Source organism: Colwellia sp. MB3u-41 (assembly GCF_014076845.1).
In the GTDB taxonomy this organism is placed as follows: domain Bacteria; phylum Pseudomonadota; class Gammaproteobacteria; order Enterobacterales; family Alteromonadaceae; genus Colwellia_A.
In genome coordinates this window covers 106,200-129,977 of the sequence record NZ_JACGUT010000082.1, presented here as the reverse complement: position 1 = coordinate 129,977, position 23,778 = coordinate 106,200, and the positions used below count along the sequence as shown (strand labels likewise).

Sequence of the window (23,778 nt, the reverse complement as noted above, 5' to 3'; positions counted from 1 at the left end):
TTTATTTCAATAGGAAAAAATATTAAATAATGAACACTTTAACCGTAACGAACAAAATTTAAGCATTGAAAGAGAATATTATGATTTCAGTCACGCCAAGAACATTAGACCCAAAAGTTAAACTTGATCTCAATAACTTATCGCCAGAGCAAGTGGCACTAGAAATTAAGAATTTGAACCTTTATTATGGTGAAAAACAAGCACTACAAAATATCAGTATGTCTATTCCTAAAGGACAAGTTACTGCATTTATCGGCCCTAGTGGTTGTGGTAAGTCGACACTTTTACGTTGTATTAACCGCATGAATGACTTGGTTGATATTTGTAAGATTGAAGGTGAAATTAATCTTCATGGCGAAAATATCTATGGTAAACAAGTTGATGTTGCAGCGTTACGTCGCCAAGTGGGTATGGTATTTCAGCGGCCTAATCCATTCCCTAAAAGTATTTATGAAAATGTTGTTTATGGTTTGCGCATTATGGGTGAAAATAATCGACGTGTTCTAGATGAAGCTGCAGAAAAAGCATTACGCAGTGCTGCATTATGGAATGAAGTAAAAGACCGTTTGCACGACAGTGCTTTAGGACTTTCTGGTGGTCAACAGCAACGTTTAGTGATTGCTCGCGCGATTGCGATTAAGCCCGAAGTATTGTTACTCGATGAACCTACCTCTGCACTCGATCCTATTTCAACCTTAACGATTGAAGAATTGATTAACGATTTGAAAAAGCAGTTCACCGTGGTGATTGTTACGCATAATATGCAACAAGCAGCACGTGTTTCAGATCAAACCGCTTTTATGTACATGGGTGACTTAATTGAATACAGCGATACGAATACGCTGTTTACTACACCCGCGAAAAAGAAAACTGAAGATTATATTACTGGCCGTTACGGTTAATACAGACGATTAATATGCTACTTTTATTGTAGAAGTATAAGGAAAAATAATGGATAACATCAATCTTGGTCGTCATATCTCAGGCCAATTTAATGAAGATTTAGAAAATGTCATTAACCATGTCATGCACATGGGTGGCTTAGTTGAAAAGCAATTAAGTGATTCACTGACTGCTGTTTATAATGCAGATGAAGCACTGGCTAAAAATGTTTTAGCGAACGATTACAAAATTAATGCCTTAGAAGTTAGTATTGACGATGAATGTACGCGCATTATTGCTAAACGCCAGCCAGCCGCAGGTGATTTACGTTTGATTATGGCAGTTGTAAAAACAATTGCAGATTTAGAGCGTATCGGCGACGAAGCACAAAAAATTGCTCGAGTTGCTTTAGAGAGTTTCTCTGGAGAGCAAAAAGCGCTGTTACTTAATTTGGACAATTTAGGGCGTAAAGTTTTAGAGTTTTTGCAAGCGACCTTAGATGCCTTTACTCGAATGGATGTAGATTCTGCGGTTAAAACACATGGCAATGATGAGAAAATTGACCGTGAGTATGAAGCGTTAATGCGTCAATTAATGACTTATATGATGGAAGACCCACGTTCAATTCCACAAATAATGAGTGTTATATGGTCAGCCCGAGCTTTAGAACGCATTGGAGATCGCTGTCAAAACATTTGCGAATACATCATTTATTTCGTTAAAGGCAAAGATGTGCGTCACACAACGGCTGAAGATATTAAATCTTTGTAAATTTATAAAAAGCCGCTACGTTTAAATAACTTTATATATACCTATACTGTTTTAACAAATGATAGGTATATCTATCTAAAAGTATAGGTATTGTCATAAAACGCTTGAAGATCGTGTTAAATGGGTTAATATCCGCGACGAATAATAACAAAGAGCAATTTGGCTCTGGGAATAAATTATGGCTACAAATTCTATACTAGGTGTCTTTGCAAAGTCACCTATTAAACCATTAGAAAAACACATTCGATTGGTCACTAAGTGTTGTAATCAACTCACTCCTTTTTTTGCTGCTTGTGCTGCACAAGATTGGTCTACAGCAGGAAAGCTTCGCAGTAAAATTTCAAAATATGAACGTGACGCTGACACCCTAAAACGACAAATCCGTTTAGAATTACCGGGCGGCTTGTTTATGCCGGTTGACCGAGCAGACTTATTAGAATTACTTTCCCAACAAGATAAAATAGCTAACAAAGCAAAAGATATTGCCGGACGTATTTTAGGGCGCAAACTTGTTATACCTGAAACACTACAAGCATCTTTTGTGACTTATGTAGCTAGAAACATAGACGCAGCCGAAAAAGCAGCTGACGCTATTAATGAATTAGACGATTTATTAGAAACTGGATTTCGTGGTCGAGAAGTAGCATTGGTTGAAAAAATGATCAATCAATTAGATGAAATAGAAGATGATACTGACGGTATGCAAATTAAATTGCGTAGCGACTTGTTGGCTATTGAAAATGACTTAAATCCAATTGATGTAATGTTTCTATATCAAATTATTGAATGGATAGGTGATTTAGCTGATTTAGCCGAGCGTGTTGGTGCCCGATTAGAAATTTTACTCGCTAGAAAATAAAGGTTATTCATGGATATTATATTAACACATGGCCCAATGTTGGTCATTATGGCTGGCGTAGTTGGCTTTTTTATGGCGTGGGGCATTGGCGCAAACGATGTCGCTAACGCGATGGGTACATCAGTTGGCTCTAAAGCGCTAACGATTAAACAGGCGATTCTTATTGCAATGGTTTTTGAATTTGCCGGTGCTTATTTAGCGGGTGGTGAAGTTACTTCAACGATTCGTAAAGGTATTATTGACGCTGCTTACTTCGTTGACAGCCCTGAATTACTTGTCTTTGGTATGATCTCCGCCTTGTTTGCCGCGGCTACTTGGCTACTCATTGCTTCTATTTTAGGATGGCCGGTATCTACTACACATTCAATTGTTGGTGCTATTGTTGGTTTTGCTGCTGTTGGTGTAAGTCCTGATGCAGTTGAATGGGGCAAAGTACTTGGCATTGTGGGTAGTTGGATCGTAACACCGCTTATTTCTGGTATTATCGCGTTTCTTATTTTTAACAGCGCACAAAAATTAATTTTTGATACAGAAAATCCTTTGATACAAGCTAAACGTTGGGTACCTTTTTACATGTTTTTAGCGGGTTTCGTACTTGCTTTAGTCACTATTAAGAAAGGTTTAAAGCATTTAGGTTTAGATATAGGCTCAGTTGAAGGTTATATATACGCTATTATCGTTGCTGTTTTAGTTGCGTTTATTGGCAAGCTTTTTATCAACCGTTTAAAATTTGATGAGAATGCAGCAAAGAAGACGCATTATGCTAACGTAGAAAAAGTATTTGCACTTCTAATGATTGTTACTGCTTGTGCAATGGCATTTGCTCATGGCTCAAACGATGTAGCTAATGCTATTGGTCCACTAGCTGCTGTTGTTAGTATTGTCGGTAATGACGGCGAAATTGCGGCTAAATCTGCTATTGCATGGTGGATATTACCACTGGGTGGTTTTGGTATTGTTGCGGGTCTGGCTTTGTTTGGTCATAAGGTTATTGCAACCATTGGTAACGGTATTACGCATTTAACACCTAGTCGTGGTTTTGCGGCAGAGTTAGCGGCTGCTTGTACGGTTGTTATTGCTTCAGGTACAGGCTTACCTATCTCAACCACACAAACATTAGTAGGTGCTGTTTTAGGTGTAGGTATGGCGCGTGGTATTGCAGCAATTAACTTAACCGTAGTACGTAATATTGTTGTTTCGTGGGTCATTACTTTGCCAGTAGGTGCTGGTTTATCGATTGTTTTCTTCTGGGGAATGGTCGCAATTTTCACCTAGCATTTAACGATGTTAATTTAAGAAACCAGCAGAGATGCTGGTTTTTTTATGGGCGTTAAATACTAAAATAAAAAATTTACGTACAGTCGTTTGTTTATTGATAATATTTTAAAAAATAGCGAAATGATTAACTGCTTGGTTAGAGAGTAATATAATTTAAAAGTGGTTAGGTAATGCTTGCCTGAAAGATGATTACCCTATATTATGACGCTTCTTTGAAATTCGCCAGAAATTCGCCAGAAATTCAAATTGCCTTGATAGCTCAGTCGGTAGAGCAGAGGATTGAAAATCCTCGTGTCCCTGGTTCGATTCCGGGTCAAGGCACCATATTTCTCTTTATTGAGACTAAAAAGCCCACAAGTGATTGTGGGCTTTTTTCGTTTTATGTTAAGTGAATTCAATATCTACGTTTATTTTCTTTACTGCACCCACTAAGTTAATAGCGTAACAAATTACCACTCACCTTTTAATATCTGCTATTCATCGCAACACTTTTACTGAAAGTAAACTTTTGTAAAGTCATTACTATTTTTTATCATTATTGAATACAATTAAGCCATTAAAAATAGCAGTAGTGGTTTCATATTTTATGGAAAATCGTCTGAGAACGAATGTCAAACAAGGTATTATTGTTGGCCTAACAACAAGTCTGTTGTTAGCTTGCTCTAGTACTTCAGAACTTGATGAAAATATTAAAAATATCAACTTACCAACAACTTGGCAGCAAAGTAATGAAAAGTTACCTGTTGAAGACAATTGGTTATATCAATTAGATAGTCCACAAGTTCACCAGCTAGTGAAATCTGCACTCGCCTCTAATCATCAATTAAGCATTCAAGCGTATGATGTTGAAATACAAAAGCAGCAACTGATTATTTCGGGTAGTTCGTTGTGGCCGTCCCTTGATTTATCTTTGCGTTCAGGTCGAAATAAAAATAATAACAATGATAGTTACGCTAATTCAAGTTCGGTTAATTTGAATTTGACTTATGAGCTTGATTTATGGGGGAAGCTTTCTGCAGCTGACCAGCAAGCTAACTTAACTTTTATGGCTGAGCAGTCACGTTTTGAGCAAAGTAAGCAGCAATTGGTTGTTAATGTAGTAACCACTTGGTTTGCAGTGGTAGAAGCTGAAAAACTATTATCCTTGTATGAAAGCCGAGTTAACAATTCACAACAAAATTTAGATATTATTGAGTCAGGTTACAACAGCGGGCTAGGAGAGGCGCTCGATGTTTACTTAACTCGTAATGAATTAAACAATGAGCTAACTCGTGTTTCAGAACAAAAATCTACAAAAAAGCAGTTAGTGAGACAACTTGAGCGTTTAGTCGGTGATTACCCCGCAGGAAAGCTACGAGTTGATGCTGATTTACCGCTATTAACTTCAGATATTCCGCTAGGACTTCCATCAGAACTTATCAGCAGAAAACCTGAGTTAATAGCAAGCTGGTATCAGCTTCTTGCTAAAGATGCCGGCCTTGCTTATGCACATAAGCAGCGTTTTCCAAGTTTGAGTTTAACAGCATCGCTAGGGGACAGTGGAACTGATATTGATGATTTACTCTCAGGTTCATCGTTAGCTTGGTCATTACTTGGTAATATTTCTGCCCCGTTGTTTAATGCAGGTCGCTTAGCGGCTAATGAAGAGAAAGCACGTTTATCGCTAAAACAAAACGAACAGCAATACCTTGATCATTTATATAGTGCTTTTACTGACGTTGAAAACGCCATAACACAAGAGAAAAGCTTAAAGCATAGTTATCAAAGTATGTTGGCAGCACAAGAAAATGCCAAGGTTGCCGCTACACTTTCTTTTGAACAATATCAAAGTGGTCTAGTCAATTATACCACGGTACTTGATGCTCAAACGCGTTCGTTTGACGCACAAACTACACTGATCAAAATTAAAAATCGCTTAATTGCCAATCGAATACAGCTTCACTTAGCACTCGGTGGCGACTTCACTGTGTCTGAAAAAACTGTCACTACTACTTATACAAAGGCTAAATAATTATGTCTTCACATTCTTCTCTAAATCATGCAACAGTTCAAAAACCAAGTAGAAAGAAAAAACTGATACTCTTAGCTGCAATTATTGGTGTGACACTGCTGTTAGTTACTTTGATTTTTAATAATCCGCCACAATCAAAACGCTTTAAACCCTCGAAAGCACCCCAGATGACCGTTGAAACAAAAATTTTAGTACCAGAAAGTTATCAAGTGATGGTAGAAAGTTTTGGTACGGTAAAACCTCGTACTGAAAGTATACTTTTTTCACAAGTTTCAGGGCAAATTACCCAGGTAAGTGAGCAATTTCGTGATGGTGGATTTTTTGAAAAAGGCGATGTATTAGTTCAACTTGATGATAGAGATTACCTGTCGGAAGTTAAAGTCTCTCAAGCAAACCTTTTGTCTGCCAACCAAGTCTTACTTGAAGAAAAAGCTCGAGTGCAACAAGCTCAAGCCGACTGGCAACGTTTAGGAAATGGTAAAACGGCTAATGTGCTTGTGCTAAGACAGCCGCAGCTTGAATCTGCAAAAGCAAAAATGCTTTCTGCTCAAGCACAATTAGATAAAGCAAGGTTATCACTCGAGCGTACGGCAATCGTTGCCCCTTATGCTGGGCGAATTCTAAAAAAACAAGTTGGTATTGGTCAAGTTGTCTCAAGCAATAGTCAACTTGCAACCATTTTTGCTGTCGATTATGTAGAAATTAGACTCCCGATTCAAAATAAAGATCTTGCCCTGATGAACTTACCTGAAGTGTATCGTGATATTGGCGAACAGGGCCGTAAAAATGACGTAAAATTAACCTCTGACCTAATTGGACATCAATCGTGGAATGGTAAAATTATTCGCACAGAAAGTGCTATTGATGAGCAGTCGCAGCAACTTTATGTCGTTGCACAAATTAATCGCCCCTATGACGCAAAAACTTCTGATGGATCACTGATAAAAATAGGCCAATATGTTACCGCTGAAATTGAAGGTAAAGCATTAAGTCATTCGTTGGTTATACCTAGCAGTGCTATTTATCAAGGCAGTTATGTCTATACGGTAGAAAAGGGCTTGTTGATGCGTAAAGAAGTTACTCTCGGTTGGCAAAATGGTAAACAGTCAATTGTTGAGTCTGGGCTCGTTGCTGGTGACGAGTTGGTGCTAACGTCGTTAGGTCAAGTAAGTTCAGGAACGCCTGTTGCCATTGAAGGCAGTGTGTCAAGCCAAGGTAATAAACAAGGTTCAAAAAAACAAGATAAAATAGCGAAACGTAAAGCAGAAAAACAAGAGAAACGTAAAGCAGCTAAACAAGCAAAGGATGAATCACAATGATTGCATGGTTTGCTCGAAATCACGTAGCGGCGAATCTATTATTAATAACCATATTGATTTTAGGTTTGTTTAGTCTTTCCGTAAGGATACCCGTAGAGGTTTTTCCCTCATTTGCCTCTGATCGTATTAACGTAAACGTTTCATTACGTGGCGCGACACCCGAAGATGTAGAAAAAAGTATCTCTATTCGTATTGAGGAGGCTATACAAGACTTAGAGGGCATTAAAGAAATATCTAGTCGCTCTTCTGAGGGGGCATCTTCTGTTAATATTGAAGTTGATAGCGGTTATGATGCACGAGAAGTATTGGCTGACATTAAAAGCCGAGTCGACTCTATTAACACTTTCCCAGCAGAGGCTGAAAAGCCTGTTGTTTCTCTAGCTACGCGAAAGCGGGAAGTTATTTCGGTAAGTGTCGCGAGTATATATGGCGAAAAAGAAACACGAGAGTACGCAGAAAAAGTACGTGACGAGCTGTTAAAAGTACCTTCAATTACCCAGGCTGAACTGAGTGGTGTACGTAATTACGAAATTTCTATTGAAATTCCGCAAGACAAATTACAACAATATAACTTAACTATCGCCCAAGTATCAGCTGCAATTAATAATGCTAGCACTGACGTTTCTGCAGGTAATTTAAGAACACAAGGTGGTGATATTTTATTGTTGTCCAAAGGCCAAGCCTATCGTAAAGATGAGTTTGCTGAGATAGCAATAAAGACCCACACTGACGGTTCTATTTTACGCTTGTCTGACATTGCATTGATCACCGACGCTTTTGAAGAAACTCCGGTAAGAACAAGGTTTAATGGCAAACAAGCAGCCTTTATTGATATTTACCGTATTGGCCCACAAAGTGCTATCGATGTTGCTGATGCAGTAAAAAACTATATTGATGAACAACAAGGTAACGTGCCTGTAGGTGTGGAACTTAGCTATTGGGATGATGATTCCCAAGTGGTGAAAAATCGTATTTCCACGCTAACAACAAGTGCGCTGCAAGGGGGCATTTTAGTCCTCGCATTATTGAGCTTATTTTTACGCCCATCGATCGCGTTTTGGGTATTTCTTGGTATTCCTATTTCGTTTATGGGCGCTTTTATCGCGATGCCATTTTTTGGTATTACGCTTAATGTGATGAGTTTGTTTGGCTTTATTTTAGTACTCGGTATTGTGGTGGATGACGCCATTGTCACCGGAGAAAATATTTATACCCATTTAAAAACAGCTAGCTCAGGTGAAGAAGCGGCTATTAGAGGCACACAAGAAGTGGCAACTCCAGTCACTTTTGGGGTATTAACCACCGTTGCTGCATTTTTGCCTCTCGCGTTTATTGAAGGTGCACGAGGCGCATTGTTTGCACAAATTCCTGTCATTGTTATTCCGGTATTATTGTTTTCCTTAATAGAATCAAAATTTGTTTTACCGTCGCATTTAAAGCATTTAAAGTTACGTAGTCAAAAAACAAAAACATCTAAATTTAGTCAATTTCAACAACGTTTTGCCGATGGCTTTGAAAGTACAATATTACGTTATTATCAGCCGTTATTACAAAAAGCGATTAATTTTAAAACGGCTACGTTTTTTGGTTTTGTCGGGGTTTTCTTAATCATTATTACCTTGGTCATGAGTGGCTGGACTAAATTTATTTTCTTCCCAAGAATCCCCAGTGAAACTGTACGTGCGTCATTAACTTTACCCGCGGGCTCGCCATTTGAGGTAACCAATAAACATATCTTAAAAATGACCGAAAAAGCAGAAGTGTTACGTGCTAAATATATTGATGAAGAAACTAATGAAAGCATCATCATTAATATTTTAGCCACGACTGGTGGTCGAGGTGGTACGACAAATCAAGGAAGTGTGCGCTTTGAAATAACACCGCCAGAGTCTAGGCACTCATCTATTGGCTCTGCGCAATTAGTGCGGGAGTGGCGGGAAATGATTGGGCCAATTCCTGGGGCTGAAAGTATGACTTTTAGAGCTGAAATAGGTCGGTCATCCAATCCTATTCAAGTGCAATTGAAAGCAAGTTCATTAGACTCACTTAAAGAAATTACTGATAAAGTTAAGGTGCGTTTAGCAACATATCCAACCGTTTTTGATATAGAAGATAGCTTGTCAGATGGTAAGCAAGAGCTACAAATTGAGTTAACTGAGCAAGGCAAAGCTTTGGGGCTAACCAGAGTGAGTATCTCTAATGAAGTACGCCGTTCTTTTTTTGGATCACAAGTTCAGCGTATTCAAAGAGGTAGAGACGATGTACGTGTAATGGTGCGACTACCATTAAATGAACGAAGAACGACCGCTGATTTAGAAAGTATTCTTGTTGGCACCCCCAATGGTGGTTCGGTGCCTCTGGCACATGTGGCTAGGTTAATTCCAGGAAAGAGTCCTTCAACTATTTCTAGAATTGATCGTTACAGAACCGCTAGTGTTAGTGCTGATGTTGAAAAAGAGAATACCAACATGACAATATTACAGGCTGATCTTAAAACCTACTTAGATGAACTGCTGCTACAATATCCTGGTGTCAGTCATTCTCTAGAAGGAGAAGCGAAAGAGCAACGTGAATCTTTTGGTTCGTTAGCTTGGGCATTACTCTTTGTTTTCTTCATTATTTATGCCTTACTGGCTATTCCATTTAAATCTTACATACAGCCCCTTATTGTTATGAGTGTTATTCCTTTTGGCATGATAGGCGCGGTAATAGGTCATTGGATAATGGGTATGGAGTTAACTATTATGAGTTTGCTGGGGATGTTGGCACTCATTGGTGTTGTGGTAAATGACTCTCTAGTGTTAGTTGACTTTATTAATAAAAAGCGATCAGAGGGGATAAAACTGATGGAGTCGGTGCTTACCGCGGGGGCTTCGCGTTTTCGTCCGGTGATGTTAACGAGCTTAACCACTTTTATTGGCTTAATGCCGTTACTTTTTGAGCAATCAACACAAGCACAGTTTCTTATTCCAATGGCTATTTCTCTTGGTTTTGGTATCTTGTTTGCGACTTTTATTACATTGATTTTAGTGCCAGTGAACTACTTAATTGTTGAGCGACTAAAGGAATTAATAGGTGTGAAACCCACTCATCAAACTTTAGAGCAAGCTTAGTTTTTAATTCATCCAAGAGTAAATAATAAAAAACCCAGTTAAAAACTGGGTTTTTTCATTTTGAAATAAAGCTAGAAATCTTCCAACATAAACTCTAACGAGTCTTCATACGCTTTCAGTTCTTTTTCAAGTTGAAACCTTTCCTTTATTAGTTCTATTTCACGCCATTTTCTTTTCTTATTAGTGCTTTCTGAGGGCTTAGATCTTTTACCAAATGAGCCCAATACTTGTTGAAGCTTTTCCATAGAACACTCCTTTTTATTTAACAGCACCTTTTTAATAACACATTCAAAGTGATAAGCAAATAATTAAAGCAATAAAAAACCGCAACATTTGATGGTGAAATAGCTCAATTTAGGGCTTATTTTAAACTAACTGTATGATAATTAGCTGTTAAAGTAGCTCAGTTAGTTGTTTTTCTAATTTGATCTGATCAATGGTGAAATTTCTGATTCCCTCGGCAAGTTTTTCTGTTGCCATGGCATCTTCATTCATTGCCCAGCGATAGCTACTTTCTGATAACTTGTCTTGGCTAGCTAATGTAGGTTGTTCACTAAATAATTTTTGCTCAAGTGTTTCATGACATTTTGATAGTTCATCTAATAAATTAGGACTAATTGTTAAACGGTCACAACCGGCAAGTTGGCGTATTTCGTCGATGTTGCGAAAACTTGCCCCCATCACTACTGTTTTATAACCCTTACCTTTGTAGTAGTTATAAATACTAGTGACTGAGATAACACCAGGGTCTTCATCGCCTGCGTACTCACTTTTACCACTGTCTTTTTTGTACCAATCTAAAATGCGGCCCACAAAAGGCGATATTAAATAAACACCGGCTTCTGCACAGGCTTGTGCTTGAGCAAAACTAAATAATAATGTTAGGTTACAATTAATGCCTGCTTTTTCGAGTTGTTCAGCAGCTTTGATACCCTCCCAAGTTGACGCAAGCTTAATAAGAATACGTTCATTACTAATTCCCGCTTCTTTATACATCGCCATTAGCTTGTGCGCTTTGGCGATTGAAGCTTCGGTGTCAAATGATAAGCGTGAGTCTACTTCTGTTGAAATACGCCCAGGGACTGTTTTTAAAATTTCTAAGCCAATCAATACTGATAATTTATCAGCGGCATCAATAACGTGTTGTTCTGCACTTGATGATTGTTCTTTTGCCCATGTAACTGCTTCGGCGAGTAAATGCTGATAGCTTTCTAATGAAGCTGCTTTTAATAATAGTGATGGGTTTGTCGTTGCATCTTGCGGTTGAAAATTTGCGATCGCTTCAATATCGCCAGTGTCAGCGACTACTGTGGTCATTTTTTTTAATTGTGAAAGCTGATTTGTCATGTCCTTTACCTTTTTAACGTGAAACTTGAGATTGGAGTATTATTACAACATAAATGGCTGAAAAAGCGATAAATCATTGATGTTGTGCTTGATATGACCATATTTGTAACAAATTTTCAATATATAGCAAGTATGTTTGACATTTTTTTAAAGGTATTTCAATTGGCTTATCATTTCGCTTCATGTTTAGCGGTTTTATTGTATTATATGATTTATATATTCTAATACAGTCAATAAACGGATCCTTTATGCTACTTGTTGTTTCCCCAGCTAAAAATTTAGACTTTGAGTCACCATTACCTACGGATAAATATTCTCAACCAGAGCTTTTAGCGCACAGTAAAACATTGATTTCGCATTGCATAAAGCTTACCCCTGTTGATATATCTACACTCATGAGCATTAGCGATAAACTTGCCGGGTTAAATGCCGCTAGATTTGGTGAATGGTCGATGCCTTTTACAGTTAATAATGCCCGCCAAGCAGTATTAGCTTTTAATGGTGATGTTTATACGGGATTAGACGCAAAAACGTTTAGTGCTGACGATTTTGATTTTGCCCAAAAACACATGAGAATTTTGTCTGGCTTGTATGGCCTTCTTAAACCGCTTGATTTAATGCAAGCGTATCGTTTAGAAATGGGTACAAGGTTAGCGAATGAACGTGGTAGTAACTTATATCAGTTTTGGGGGGATATTATTACAGACAGCGTTAATCAAGCGCTAGAAGAACAAGGTGATAATGTGTTAATTAACCTCGCATCAAATGAATACTTTAAGTCAGTGAAAAAGAAAAACCTTAAAGGTGAGATCATAACTCCCGCTTTTAAAGATTGGAAGAACGGTCAATTTAAAATGATCAGCTTTTTTGCTAAAAAAGCACGAGGTCTAATGGCGCGTTATATTATTGAACATCGCTTAACAGATGTAGAACAACTTAAAGCATTTGATGTCGCAGGTTACCAATACAGTGAAGATTTGAGTCAAGGGAATGATTGGGTATTTACCCGCAAAGACACTGAATAGTCGGTTGAAATTATTGGGCAAGGAACCGCTTAGTTACTTACCCATTATCATTACAGTGATCACTTATAGAAAAAGAAAACAACAAAAGGAGAAGGAATGCTTTCATTACTCGCTAAACTGTTTAATGCCTTGAACTCAGAAAGTTCAACTAGACAAATATCATTGGCCATTGCGTTAGGTTTTATTGTGGGTTTATCTCCACTATTAACCTTACATAATATCGTTTTTTTGTTTATTGTTTTATTTTTACGAGTCAATATAGGTGGATTTATAGTCGCTTGGGGATTCTTTAAAGGGCTGAGTTACTTATTATCACCGTTAATTGTTAACGTGGGTGAGTCATTACTTACGGCTGAATCTTTACAATCAATGTTTGATGCGTTTTACCAATTTTCATTGTTCAAGCTCGCTCATCTACATCATACCTACACTTTAGGTGCCCTAGTAATTGGTTGTTTATTGGCTATTCCACTTTATTTTATCAGTAATTTTTTAATTGAAAAATATCGTCTGCATATTAAAGCCTTCTTTGAAAAATTCCGTATTGTGAAAGCATTGAAAGCATCCAAGTTTTATCGTCTTTATTGCCAAGTTTCTGGTCAAGGAGAATTGTCATGAGTCGTTTTATTCGCTGGAAAGGGTTAGTTGGTTTTTTTGTGGTGATAGCATTAATCATGACTTTTATATATTTTTTTGCTGATGCGTTAGTTAAGAAAGGTATAGAGAAGTCGGGAGAATGGTATTTAGGTGCTGAAGTTAATGTCGAAAATGTTGAAATAATGTATGCCCCGTTAACACTCAATATTGAAGGTTTTCAAGCAACAGATCCAGAAAAACCAACGTATAATTTAGTGAGTTTTTCTCAAGCGTCAGCCGGTGTTGATGTATGGCAATACTTATTTGGCAAACTATACATCAGTGACTTAACCGTTGCGGAGTTACGTATAGATCAGCCAAGATTGTCGGCAGGGCAAGTATTCACTCTTATTGACCAAAATGTTGAAAATGGCAACAAAGGGGCGGACAACTCTGTTTTACCTGGACTTGATGTTAGCTTGCCTGCAGTGGATGAATTACTTAATAATAGCGATTTATTAACGGTTAAGCAGGGTAAAGTTTTAGAACAAAGCTATCAAACAGAAAAGAAAAAGCTGCAAGGTATTTATGAGACGCTCCCTAATAAAGACACGTTAGCTGACTACAAAAAACAAGTTGAAGCACTCACAAATATAAAGATTAACAGCTTAGCCGATCTTGAAAAGCTTAATAAAGACTTTACAGCGCTGAAGGCACAGTTTGATGCTGACCAAGCGATTGTTAAACAAGCTAAAGAACAAGTCAGCACTTCTAAAGCGTTATTGACCAAGCAAACACAGGCATTGAAAGAGGCACCTTCAGCTGATTGGAAAATCATTGAAAGTAAGTATCAACTTGATAGTGTAGAAGGTGCTGATTTTGCACATATGCTGTTTGGTGAGCAAGCACGTGAATATTTTGGCTATGCCGATGCGGTTTATCAAAAAATAGCCCCATTAATTAAATCTTCTAAAGTGGATAAGCAAGCTGAAAAAACAACAAGTGAAGGGCGCTATATACATTTTAACGATGACACACCTTTACCTGATGTGCTGATTGAACAGGCAAAGTTTTCTTTGATTTTACCGCAAGGTGAATTTGCCATCAGCGGCAAAGAATTGACACATCAACACTGGGTTCGTGGCAACAACAGCGTAGTTAACGTTGAGAGCGACAACGTACAGGGATCTGGGAAATTAGCATTAGCACTCGATTTTTCATTAGACAAGCAGCGTATTTTAAGTGGTAATGGTATATGGAAACTCTCAGATGTTGATTTGAATGCGGTTTCACTCCAGGAATCAAGCGCTTTTACTTTGCAACTTGATAGTGGCTTGTTGTCAGGAAAGGGGACTTTTTCATTACTTGATGATCAACTTGATAGTGAAAATAGCCTAAGCCTTGATAATACTCAATATAGTGGTGCGGGTACATCTCATTTAAGTACGCTCTTTATTGACACAGTTCAGTCTTTAAAGACATTATCGTTAACGATTACAGCAAAAGGTAAAATGACGGCTCCTAAGCTGTCTATTTCATCGCCACTTGATAAACAGTTAAAAAATTCAATGGTGAAGCAGGTATCAAATAAACTGACGAGTTTTAAAACGGATGTTAAAGCAGGTTTGAATACTAAACTCAGTAAAGCGTTAGGAATGAGTAATGATGAAGCGCAGTCTTTAGTCGATGTTGAAGCACTGATTAGTCAGACTGATCAAGCTTTAGATAACCTGATTAATTCAGATGTTGTAAAAGCGAAAAAGAAAGAATTTGAAGACAAGCAAAAGAAAAAGCTCGAAGATAAAGTAAAGAAAAAACTAGGTAAGTTATTTGGTTAGACATTTAGTTCGCCCCTTTAAAAAGGGTCACGCGATATATGACTCGGTGTTATTGACTTGTTTTCCGTTCAAATGAACGGGACAGTAAATGAGAAAAATAGTTATAATAATGCACCTATAAAAAAGCCTCAGCTTATTGTTAAGTTGAGGCTTTTTATATTCAGAATGAATACGATGATGCAAGAGCTAGGGGGAATGGGCGATGGTATTAACGTTTACTTTATTAACCATTGTACATTAAGCTTTAATACCTAAACTGCTGAGACCACCACTTTTTTTGCCCTTACTATTGTAAGTCATTGATGAACGGTTGTGATTCTCAAGTAGGGAGTTTTTCATACGTTCAGCGGCAAGCGATGAGTGTTGTATTATCTGACCATTGATATGGTTTTTGTCTTTGCAACGGAGAAGAATAGCTTCAATTTCAGTAATTTCTTTATGATGAATACCTGATGCTATTTCATTTTTAACAAGTATGTTTTGAGCATTTTGCTCATCAAGCTTTTGTATGGCTTCAAGCAAAACTCTTTTCTGCTCAGTGACAAAAACTAAAGCTTCGGGGTCTTGTTGTTTTAATATTTCTTTTTCAACGCTGAGCAGATCTTCAAGCTGCTGTAGGTTAAGTAATTGTTGGGCAATTAATTGCTCTGCTGCTAACGCTGCCATCACTTATAAACTCCTGTGATTAGGTTAACAGCTTACTATTAACCTAGTTTAAATTCGAAATTTGCTATGCTGGCGGCAAGCTTTTCAGGATTAACTTTGTACTCACCATTGGCAATCGCTTTTTTCAGTTGATCAATTTTTTTCTGGTCTAATGCCGGTGCATCATTCGATTTCTTTTGTAATTCATTCAGTTGCTGAGCTTGTGGCGTTAAAGACACTGAATCTTTACCTGCAGATTTTCCTTGTTCACTGCTGGCTGCATTTTGTGTGGCTTGCTGTTTTACTTGTACTTGTTGATCAAGTTTTTGCTTTACCTGATTATTGTTTGACAAGTTATTGATATTTATAGCCATAATACTATCCTAATATAACGGGTTGATCTTCACTATCTTGTTATCGGCAAATAAGCTAATAACTTAACCATTATTATAAATTAATTACAACTTTGTTGATAGCGGACACCCGCCCTGTTACCGTTCGGCCACTGCTGTCGTTTTCAACCTGTATTTGTTCACCAAGCGCACCGTCTGTAAGAGCTATACCTGAAGTTTTTATCATTAACGTTCCTGATTTTGCAATAAGCGTGACATGGCTTCCTTTGCAAACAAAACAAATATTCTTTCTGGTTAGGATAGCACCTGCGGATATTTTTCTTTTGGCTCTCGTACCAATAACAATTTTGGTATCATCGAGGATCTCACCGCGGATCCTAAGTGTGTCACGATATTCAATGATTACATTTGATGCATCAACTCTACTTCCTTTGTTAATGATACTTTTTGCGACGACTATTGGAACAACTACTTGGATCCTTGCTGGAATAAAAAGATACCACGGTGTTGGATCATTGCAATTTATTTTGACATTTACGTTTCTACCATTATGATTTTCAGGTATATTTGCTTTTAGAGCAGATAAACAAGGTTTAATGGTAATTCTGGGATCTAGCGTAGAGACTGATACCGTCATTTTTCCTTGAGTCGGTAATGCAATATTATTTTTAATAAATTTTATGACAAAATTTTGAAGCTGTGCCCGGTTAATTGTTTGGCCAAAAGTTAAATTAGGCAAAAATGCTAATAATAGTGAAATAATGATAGAAATCTTTAATATGCTCATAAATTTGTCAACTATTTGCTAGGGAAATTAAAATACTCGTCTATGCTTAATTAATGTGTAAACTTAACAACAAGTAAAAAAGATGAATACGCACCAAACGTCAAAAAATTGAACGTCGACTATGTATATATAAGCACAATCAAGAAGTGTGCCTTTTTGTGAATTAAGTAAAATGAGGTTTGTATGGCAGGAATTTTAGACTCAGTAAATCAACGTACTCAGTTGGTTGGGCAGAATAGGCTTGAATTATTACTTTTTCGTTTAATAGGGTCACAACGCTTTGGCATTAATGTTTTCAAAGTACGCGAAGTCATGCCTTGTCCGCGTTTAACCTTGCTTCCTGGGCAAGATTCTTTCATTAAAGGTGTTGCACATATTCGTGGGCAAACCATTTCAGTGATTGATTTAAGTAAATCTACAGGTGGACCAGAAATAATTCCTGATGAAAACTCTTTTGTTATTATTGCTGAGTATAATCGTAGCGTACAAGGGTTTTTAGTTGGAGGCGTTGAGAGAATAGTCACGTTGAGCTGGAAAGATATTATGCCACCTCCAGAAGGTACTGGTAAGTCTAGTTATTTAACAGCGGTTACTGAAATAGATAAAAAAATGGTTTCTATTTTAGATGTAGAAAAAATTCTAAATGAAATTAGCCCCATTTCAACTGAATTAAGTGAAGATGTTGCTGATGCAACTGTTGGCGAAAGTCTCGGCGAACGTGTCATTATGATCGCTGATGATTCAACCGTTGCACGAAATCAAGTAAAACGTGCTCTAGAGCCTTTGGGCTTAAATATGCTATTAGCTAAAAATGGCCAAGATGCTTTGGACCAATTACTCGTTTTAGATGCTGAATGTAAGGTATCAATCACTGAAAAAGTGGCTCTGCTGATATCAGATATTGAAATGCCTGAAATGGATGGTTATACCTTAACTGCAGAAATTAAAAATAATGACCGGCTTAAAGCTATGCCTGTTATCTTACACACCTCATTAAGTGGTGTCTTCAACAATGCCATGGTTGCAAAAGTAGGTGCAGAAGACTTTATTCCAAAATTTCATCCTGATGAATTAGCCACAGCAGTAAAGAAATGGTTAAAGAAAGATGAAATAGCGAAAGATGTCAATTAACCCGTAATTTTCTTTAGCGTATTTTATACCCAATAAACTAGCACAATAATAATTTAAGGTGGAATATCGTAGTGTCAGACCGACAGCTTGATGATAGCAGCTATCATCAGTTTAGAGTTTTTCTCGAGAAACAATGTGGCATCGTGTTAGGTGAAAATAAACAATACCTAGTAAAAAGCCGTTTGGCGCCTTTAATGGCTAAATTTGATGTTGCCACATTGGGTGACTTAGTCACTCGTACTCTCAGCCCTGTGGAAAGACAGTTGCGTGCGGCAGTCATAGATGCGATGACAACAAATGAAACTTTGTGGTTTCGTGATGAGTACCCCTTTGAACTGTTGAAAAAGCGCTTACTCCCAGAATTTAAAAATCAAAGAACGCCCTTAAAAATATGGTCTGCTGCAAGTTCTTCGGGGCAAGAACCTTACTCTATTGCGATGGCGGTACAAGAATTTAAACAAAGTAATCCTGGCGCGTTTTCTGGTGGTGTTCAAATTATTGGCACTGATATCTCAAATACGATGCTAGAGCATTGTAAATATGGTCATTATGACAGTTTAGCTTTGTCACGTGGTTTATCTGCCGAACGCAAAAGAATTTTTTTTGAAGATGGCGATAAAGGCATGTCAAAAGTTAAAGATTCAATTAAAAAAATGGTGAGTTTTAGACAACTTAACCTATTAAATAGTTATAGTTTAATGGGTAAGTTTGATATCGTTTTTTGTCGTAACGTATTGATTTACTTTGCACCTGAAATAAAAAAACAAATAATTTCTCAGTTTGAAGGCGTATTAAACCCTAAAAAATACCTCTTTCTTGGTGCGTCAGAATCACTCTCAGGTTTGAACCAAAATTTTGATATGGTTCGTTGTAATCCTGGCATTATTTACCAGAAAAAGAATTAACCTTCCTCAAAGATTCTACATGGCATAAATATTGTATGGTTATCTTCATTGATTTGGAGGTAACACTATGGCTATCAGTTTTGAAAAAGCACTTGGCATTCACCCACAAGCACTTGCCGTTCGTGCTCAGCGTGCAGAAGTTATTGCGAGTAATATCGCAAATGCAGATACACCTGGCTATAAAGCCAGAGGTATGGACTTTAATACGGCCCTAGCTCAAGCCTCCAGTAAACAACAATCAGGTATGTCTCGAACCCATGAAAAACATCTTGATGTTCGCACTGAACTAAACAATGGCGTGCAGTTTAGAACACCTAATCAACCAGATACAGGTGACGGTAATACTGTAGATGCACAAGTGGAACGAAACTTGTATCTAGAAAACTCAATGCAGTATCAAGCCAGCATTCAATTTCTTAGTAGTAAGATAAAAGGCTTGAAAAAAGCTATTACCGGATCGGGGCAATAATTATGAGCTTATTTAACGTATTTACTATATCTGGCACGGGTATGAGCGCTCAATCTGTGCGCTTAAATACCACAGCAAGTAATATTGCTAATGCTGATAGTGTTAGCAGCAGTGTTGATCAAACTTATCGAGCACGGCACCCTGTTTTTGCCGCAGAGATGCAAAAAGCTGCCGCTGGACAAGATAGCTCAGGAGTGGGTGTTAAAGTTTTAGGTATCGTGGAAAGCAATAAACCTTTAACCGTTGAACATAATCCAGGGCACCCAATGGCAGATAAAGACGGTTATATCTATAAACCAAACGTGAATGTGATTGAAGAAATGACCAATATGATTTCGGCATCGCGTTCGTATCAAACAAATGTTCAGTTGGCTGAATCAGCAAAAAACATGCTGAATAAAACCTTGCAGCTTGGCAAGTAACAATTAAAGGTGGAATGAAAAATGGAAACAGTTAGTGGAAGTAAACCTTTAGATGGCATGCGCTGGCAAAAGGAAGAAATAACAAAGTCTGACAACAACAAGGGCATGTTAACGCAAGAAGATTTTTTCGCATTGTTAACAAAAGAGCTCTCGCATCAAGACCCGACTAAGCCTGTTGAAAATAATGAGATGATTTCTCAAATGACTGCATTTTCAACCACTGACGGCGTGGCAACATTAAATGACCAATTTACGTCATTTGCCGCATCAATGTCATCTAGTCAAGCATTGCAAGCTTCTTCATTAGTAGGGCGTAGCGTATTAGTTGATGATAATGTTTTTGGTATGGCTGAAGGTGACAGTGTTAAAGGAAAAATGGTCACTGATAAGCCGGCTAGCAATGTTAATATTTATGTTGAAAATAAAGCAGGTGAACTTATTCAAACCGTTCCTGTTGGCAGTGTTGCCGCAGGAGACTTTACCTTTAGTTGGGACGGTAAAATGGCCAACGGAGAGCCGGCTAAAGAAGGTGCCTATCGTTTTAGAATCGCAGGTTTAGTTGATGGGCAAGCATCAGAGTTGCAAGCGATGACTTACCGTAAAGTCGATAGTGTGACGTTGGCAGGAGCAGGTGGAAATATTTTATTAAATCTTAATGGTGGCAGTTCCATGGCACTAGCAGATGTGGTGGAAGTATCAGAAGGATAAATTGAGCAATTCAATTTACGCCACTGTTATTTCAAGAAAGAGTGAATACTCGAAATAATTAAGATAAACAGTTTTTATATGAGGTGCAATTATGTCATTTAATATAGCGTTGAGCGGATTAAACGCTGCTCAAAAAGATTTGGATGTTACATCAAATAACATCGCCAATGTAAATACCACGGGTTTTAAAGAGTCACGTGCTGAATTTGTTGATGTGTATGCATCGTCTCTGCTTGCTTCGGGTAAAACTAAGGTTGGTGACGGTGTTTTGACGGCAGATGTTGCTCAGCAATTTTCCCAAGGGAGCATTCAATTTACTAACAATGCTTTAGATTTAGCAATTACTGGTAATGGTTTTTATGCAACAGTGCCTGAGATTGACAGTTTAGAAACTTCTTACACACGTGCGGGGCAATTTAAACTTAACGACAGTAATTTTGTTGTTAACTCCGGGGGTGGGTACTTATTGGGTTTTCCTGTTAATGCAGATGGTTCTTCTTCATCGGTGAGTTTAAGTACTGCTGAACCTATTTTAATTCCAACCTCTTCCGGTGCTCCAACACCGAGTAGCAAAGTAGATATTCGTATGAACCTACCTGCAGGAGATTCCTATATTACAGGGGCCCCTGGTAATTTTGATCCAAAAGATTCAGGCACTTTTAATCATTCTACTTCAGTGACTACTTTTGATTCACTAGGTGATAGTCATATTATGACTTATTATTTTGTTAAAGATAATCCATCAACCAATCCAAACGAGTGGATGATGTTTGCTGGTGTTGATGGGGTACCCGTTAACATTGTTGACCCTGTCGGTGGCTCAACAAACCCAGTAGGTGGTACTGTCTCTGGTGGGTTATTTCCTGGTGGTGTTGTCGGTGCCCGTTTAGAGTTTTCTAGTTCAGGAGACTTTGTTAATCAAATACCAACGCCAGCCGAAGGCGGTATTGTAACCGAACCACTCGGTGGTATTATTTTATCAAATGGTGCCGAGGCTTCTCAAACTATTGAGGTTGATTTTAACCTAGATGTTTTAGGGCCAAACCCAAATGAACCAACACAGTTTGCTTCAAACTTCGAAGTTACTGCACTAGAGCAAGATGGTTTAGCGGTAGGGCGATTAACGGGCATAGATATTGGCACCGACGGATTAATTCGAGCAACCTATAGCAACGGTACTTCTGCGCCATTATCACGTATTTCGTTAGTCAATTTTGCTAATGAGCAGGGGTTAACACAAATTGGTAACTCTTCTTGGAAGGAGAGTATCAGTTCGGGTGAAGCACTCGCAGGTGAAGCAGGTTCAGGTACTTTTGGTACGATTAATTCTTCGGCATTAGAGCAATCGAATGTTAACTTAACCACAGAATTAATTGACTTGATTTCCGCCCAGCGAAATTTTCAAGCGAACTCTCGTGCACTTGAAGTTGATAACCAACTCAATCAAACCATTTTACAAATACGATAAATAAATATTTAACGTAATTTAATCCTCACATAAACATAAAAATAAAGAGATAAAACATAGCCAGTGTTTTGTCTCTTTTTATCTTCATGAGTGGGACTTCTCAGACTTCCTATCTTTCAATACACTAGTACATCTATGTATATTAAAGGCCTATGGCAGCTATTAGGTGTTGCATTAGTATATTGCCGCATGTCTATGGCAAATAACGACAATAGCGCTTATCTTTTATTTCCTCTTTGTTATATTTCTTCTGGCACTGTTATTGCATTTCTAACGATAAGATACAATTTCAGAGAACTGTTATGGATAAAATGCTTTATATCGCAATGAGCGGTGCAAAACAAAATATGCAATCGCTTGCAATAAATGCTAACAACCTTGCCAATGCTAAGACGACTGGCTTTAAGGCTGACTTAGCACAAGCGCGTTCCATGCAAGCTTTTGGGGAAGGGTTATCTTCTCGCGTGTTTGCCATGACAGAGAAACCAAGCCAAAACTTTGACAGTGGCGCTTTAATGCAAACTTCTCGTGATTTAGATCTCGCCATTCAAGGACCTGGTTGGTTTGCTGTTCAGGCTGAAGATGGCAGCGAAGGTTATACGCGAAATGGCCAGTTTCGCCTTAACGAACAGGGGGCTTTAGAAACCGCTGAAGGTGAGCTCGTTATGGGGAATACTGGACCGATATTCTTACCACTCCCAGTTAACAACATTAATATCAGCAAAGATGGCACTATTATGGTTCAGCCTGAAGGAGCGCCAAGTTCTGTACAAGAAGAAGTTGGTCGAATCAAAATGGTGAATCCAAGAGTACAAGAGTTAGCCAAAGGTAATGATGGGTTGTTTCGCCGTAAAGACGGGCAAGATGAAGAGGCAAACATCAATGTCAAGGTAGAAAGTGGCATGGTTGAATCAAGTAATGTAAACCCTATTGGGGAAATGACCGCGATGATTTCATTGCAGCGTCAGTTTGAAATGCAATTAAAGTTAATGAAAACGGCCGAAGAGATTGATGCCAGTTCTGCATCTTTATTACGCGCTTTTTAATTTCAATAAATAATTTTTTAGGTGATTTATGAACCCAGCACTATGGATAAGTAAAACAGGATTAGATGCGCAAACTAAAGACATTGCGGTAATTTCTAATAATTTAGCGAACGCCAGTACCATTGGCTTTAAAAAAAGTCGTGCGGTATTTGAAGATTTACTCTATCAAACGATTAATCAGCCAGGTGGACGTTCAGCTCAAGATACCGAAATGCCATCAGGCTTGATGCTTGGCGCAGGTACAAAAGTGGTCGCTACACAAAAGATTCATACCCAAGGTGATATGCAAACCACAGATAACGCTTTAGATTTAATGATCCAAGGTGAAGGTTTTTTTGAAGTACAGCTACCTGATGGTACATCATCTTATTCACGAAATGGTCAGTTTACCATGGATGAAGAAGGCAATATGGTAACGCCAGGTGCTGGCTATTTAATACAGCCGCAAATAACGATTCCACCAGATGCTTTAAGTATTATTGTCTCACAAGATGGTGAAGTTTCTGTGACCTTGCAAGGGCAGCCGGATCCTGCTGTCGTGGGTCAAATCAACACAGTTAATTTTGTCAATCCTACGGGCTTACAGCCGATAGGACAAAATTTATATATTCAAACCGCGGTGAGTGGTGCACCACAAGAAGGGGTACCTGGCTTAGAAGGTTTTGGCATGATAGTTCAAGGTGCACTTGAAACATCGAACGTCAATACAACAGAAGAACTCGTTAATTTGATTGAAAGCCAGCGTGTATATGAAATGAACTCAAAAGTTATTTCAGCTGTGGATCAAATGCTTAGTTATATTAATCAGCAGTTATAGCGCTTAAG

23 protein-coding genes and 1 tRNA gene are annotated in these 23,778 nt (G+C 38.1%); 19 read left to right on the top strand and 5 right to left on the bottom strand.

Annotated features, from left to right (window positions below; genetic code table 11):
* The first annotated feature begins 80 nt into the window (after positions 1 to 80).
* The 8 genes from pstB to H4J73_RS14340 all read left to right on the top strand — a co-directional run bounded on the left by pstB (position 81) and on the right by H4J73_RS14340 (position 10,233).
* On the top strand, positions 81 to 902 hold the full coding sequence (pstB, locus tag H4J73_RS14375) for a phosphate ABC transporter ATP-binding protein PstB (protein WP_182177014.1): 822 nt from the start codon (positions 81 to 83) through the stop codon (positions 900 to 902).
* Between the two features lie 49 nt (positions 903 to 951).
* The gene (gene phoU, locus H4J73_RS14370; RefSeq protein WP_182177013.1) at positions 952 to 1,653 is read left to right on the top strand and encodes a phosphate signaling complex protein PhoU; all 702 of its coding nucleotides are present in this window, start codon (positions 952 to 954) and stop codon (positions 1,651 to 1,653) included.
* Positions 1,654 to 1,831: 178 nt separating this feature from the next.
* Complete coding sequence (locus H4J73_RS14365) at positions 1,832 to 2,512, top strand: TIGR00153 family protein (RefSeq protein ID WP_182177012.1); 681 nt, start codon at positions 1,832 to 1,834, stop codon at positions 2,510 to 2,512.
* A gap of 9 nt (positions 2,513 to 2,521) precedes the next feature.
* Positions 2,522 to 3,787 carry an inorganic phosphate transporter gene (locus H4J73_RS14360; protein WP_182177011.1) on the top strand — a complete coding sequence of 422 codons (1,266 nt, stop codon included), beginning with the start codon at positions 2,522 to 2,524 and terminating at the stop codon, positions 3,785 to 3,787.
* Positions 3,788 to 4,038: 251 nt separating this feature from the next.
* A tRNA-Phe gene (locus H4J73_RS14355) sits at positions 4,039 to 4,114 on the top strand.
* Between the two features lie 262 nt (positions 4,115 to 4,376).
* Entirely contained in the window at positions 4,377 to 5,801 is a 1,425-nt protein-coding gene (locus tag H4J73_RS14350) for a TolC family protein (RefSeq protein ID WP_182177010.1), read from the top strand.
* Positions 5,802 to 5,803: 2 nt separating this feature from the next.
* Positions 5,804 to 7,120, top strand: a complete 1,317-nt coding sequence (locus H4J73_RS14345) for an efflux RND transporter periplasmic adaptor subunit (RefSeq protein ID WP_182223642.1) — start codon at positions 5,804 to 5,806, stop codon at positions 7,118 to 7,120.
* Positions 7,117 to 10,233 carry an efflux RND transporter permease subunit gene (locus H4J73_RS14340; RefSeq protein ID WP_182177008.1) on the top strand — a complete coding sequence of 1,039 codons (3,117 nt, stop codon included), beginning with the start codon at positions 7,117 to 7,119 and terminating at the stop codon, positions 10,231 to 10,233. The genes H4J73_RS14345 and H4J73_RS14340 overlap by 4 nt, the downstream gene beginning before the upstream one ends.
* Positions 10,234 to 10,304: 71 nt before the next feature.
* Here H4J73_RS14340 and H4J73_RS14335 read toward each other — a convergent pair whose 3' ends face one another.
* Together H4J73_RS14335 and tal are read right to left on the bottom strand one after the other, a co-directional pair.
* A complete protein-coding gene (locus H4J73_RS14335; RefSeq protein ID WP_182177007.1) occupies positions 10,305 to 10,478 on the bottom strand; it encodes a DUF3545 family protein in 174 nt (57 codons plus the stop codon).
* A 148-nt stretch (positions 10,479 to 10,626) separates the two neighbouring features.
* Positions 10,627 to 11,580, bottom strand: a complete 954-nt coding sequence (tal, locus tag H4J73_RS14330) for a transaldolase (RefSeq protein ID WP_182177006.1) — start codon at positions 11,578 to 11,580, stop codon at positions 10,627 to 10,629.
* A gap of 248 nt (positions 11,581 to 11,828) precedes the next feature.
* On the opposite strand from tal, the gene yaaA reads away from it, so the two are divergent.
* From yaaA to H4J73_RS14315, 3 genes are all read left to right on the top strand, one after another.
* Positions 11,829 to 12,605: a peroxide stress protein YaaA gene (gene yaaA / locus H4J73_RS14325; RefSeq protein ID WP_182177005.1), complete on the top strand. Its 777-nt coding sequence runs from the start codon at positions 11,829 to 11,831 to the stop codon at positions 12,603 to 12,605.
* A gap of 96 nt (positions 12,606 to 12,701) precedes the next feature.
* A complete protein-coding gene (locus H4J73_RS14320) occupies positions 12,702 to 13,223 on the top strand; it encodes a TIGR03546 family protein (RefSeq protein ID WP_182177004.1) in 522 nt (173 codons plus the stop codon).
* On the top strand, positions 13,220 to 15,019 hold the full coding sequence (locus H4J73_RS14315) for a TIGR03545 family protein (protein ID WP_182177003.1): 1,800 nt from the start codon (positions 13,220 to 13,222) through the stop codon (positions 15,017 to 15,019). Before H4J73_RS14320 ends, H4J73_RS14315 begins: the two co-directional genes overlap by 4 nt.
* Before the next feature lie 237 nt (positions 15,020 to 15,256).
* Here H4J73_RS14315 and flgN read toward each other — a convergent pair whose 3' ends face one another.
* From flgN to flgA, 3 genes are all read right to left on the bottom strand, one after another.
* A complete protein-coding gene (gene flgN, locus H4J73_RS14310) occupies positions 15,257 to 15,685 on the bottom strand; it encodes a flagellar export chaperone FlgN (protein WP_182177002.1) in 429 nt (142 codons plus the stop codon).
* Between the two features lie 38 nt (positions 15,686 to 15,723).
* A complete protein-coding gene (gene flgM, locus H4J73_RS14305; RefSeq protein WP_182177001.1) occupies positions 15,724 to 16,038 on the bottom strand; it encodes a flagellar biosynthesis anti-sigma factor FlgM in 315 nt (104 codons plus the stop codon).
* 73 nt (positions 16,039 to 16,111) lie between these two features.
* On the bottom strand, positions 16,112 to 16,804 hold the full coding sequence (flgA, locus tag H4J73_RS14300; protein WP_182177000.1) for a flagellar basal body P-ring formation chaperone FlgA: 693 nt from the start codon (positions 16,802 to 16,804) through the stop codon (positions 16,112 to 16,114).
* 183 nt (positions 16,805 to 16,987) lie between these two features.
* On the opposite strand from flgA, the gene H4J73_RS14295 reads away from it, so the two are divergent.
* The 8 genes from H4J73_RS14295 to flgG all read left to right on the top strand — a co-directional run bounded on the left by H4J73_RS14295 (position 16,988) and on the right by flgG (position 23,770).
* Positions 16,988 to 17,935 carry a chemotaxis protein gene (locus tag H4J73_RS14295; RefSeq protein WP_182176999.1) on the top strand — a complete coding sequence of 316 codons (948 nt, stop codon included), beginning with the start codon at positions 16,988 to 16,990 and terminating at the stop codon, positions 17,933 to 17,935.
* A 71-nt stretch (positions 17,936 to 18,006) separates the two neighbouring features.
* Positions 18,007 to 18,840: a protein-glutamate O-methyltransferase CheR gene (locus H4J73_RS14290; protein WP_182176998.1), complete on the top strand. Its 834-nt coding sequence runs from the start codon at positions 18,007 to 18,009 to the stop codon at positions 18,838 to 18,840.
* 67 nt (positions 18,841 to 18,907) lie between these two features.
* On the top strand, positions 18,908 to 19,309 hold the full coding sequence (gene flgB, locus H4J73_RS14285) for a flagellar basal body rod protein FlgB (RefSeq protein WP_182176997.1): 402 nt from the start codon (positions 18,908 to 18,910) through the stop codon (positions 19,307 to 19,309).
* Between the two features lie 2 nt (positions 19,310 to 19,311).
* Positions 19,312 to 19,731, top strand: coding sequence for a flagellar basal body rod protein FlgC (flgC, locus tag H4J73_RS14280; RefSeq protein ID WP_182176996.1), 420 nt, complete (start codon positions 19,312 to 19,314; stop codon positions 19,729 to 19,731).
* Between the two features lie 21 nt (positions 19,732 to 19,752).
* On the top strand, positions 19,753 to 20,439 hold the full coding sequence (locus tag H4J73_RS14275) for a flagellar hook assembly protein FlgD (RefSeq protein WP_182176995.1): 687 nt from the start codon (positions 19,753 to 19,755) through the stop codon (positions 20,437 to 20,439).
* Positions 20,440 to 20,530: 91 nt separating this feature from the next.
* The gene (gene flgE, locus H4J73_RS14270; protein WP_182176994.1) at positions 20,531 to 21,907 is read left to right on the top strand and encodes a flagellar hook protein FlgE; all 1,377 of its coding nucleotides are present in this window, start codon (positions 20,531 to 20,533) and stop codon (positions 21,905 to 21,907) included.
* Between the two features lie 302 nt (positions 21,908 to 22,209).
* Positions 22,210 to 22,953 (top strand): flagellar basal-body rod protein FlgF, encoded by a 744-nt coding sequence (flgF, locus tag H4J73_RS14265; protein ID WP_182176993.1) that lies wholly within the window; start codon positions 22,210 to 22,212, stop codon positions 22,951 to 22,953.
* A 28-nt stretch (positions 22,954 to 22,981) separates the two neighbouring features.
* The gene (gene flgG, locus H4J73_RS14260; RefSeq protein ID WP_182176992.1) at positions 22,982 to 23,770 is read left to right on the top strand and encodes a flagellar basal-body rod protein FlgG; all 789 of its coding nucleotides are present in this window, start codon (positions 22,982 to 22,984) and stop codon (positions 23,768 to 23,770) included.
* Positions 23,771 to 23,778 lie beyond the last annotated feature (8 nt).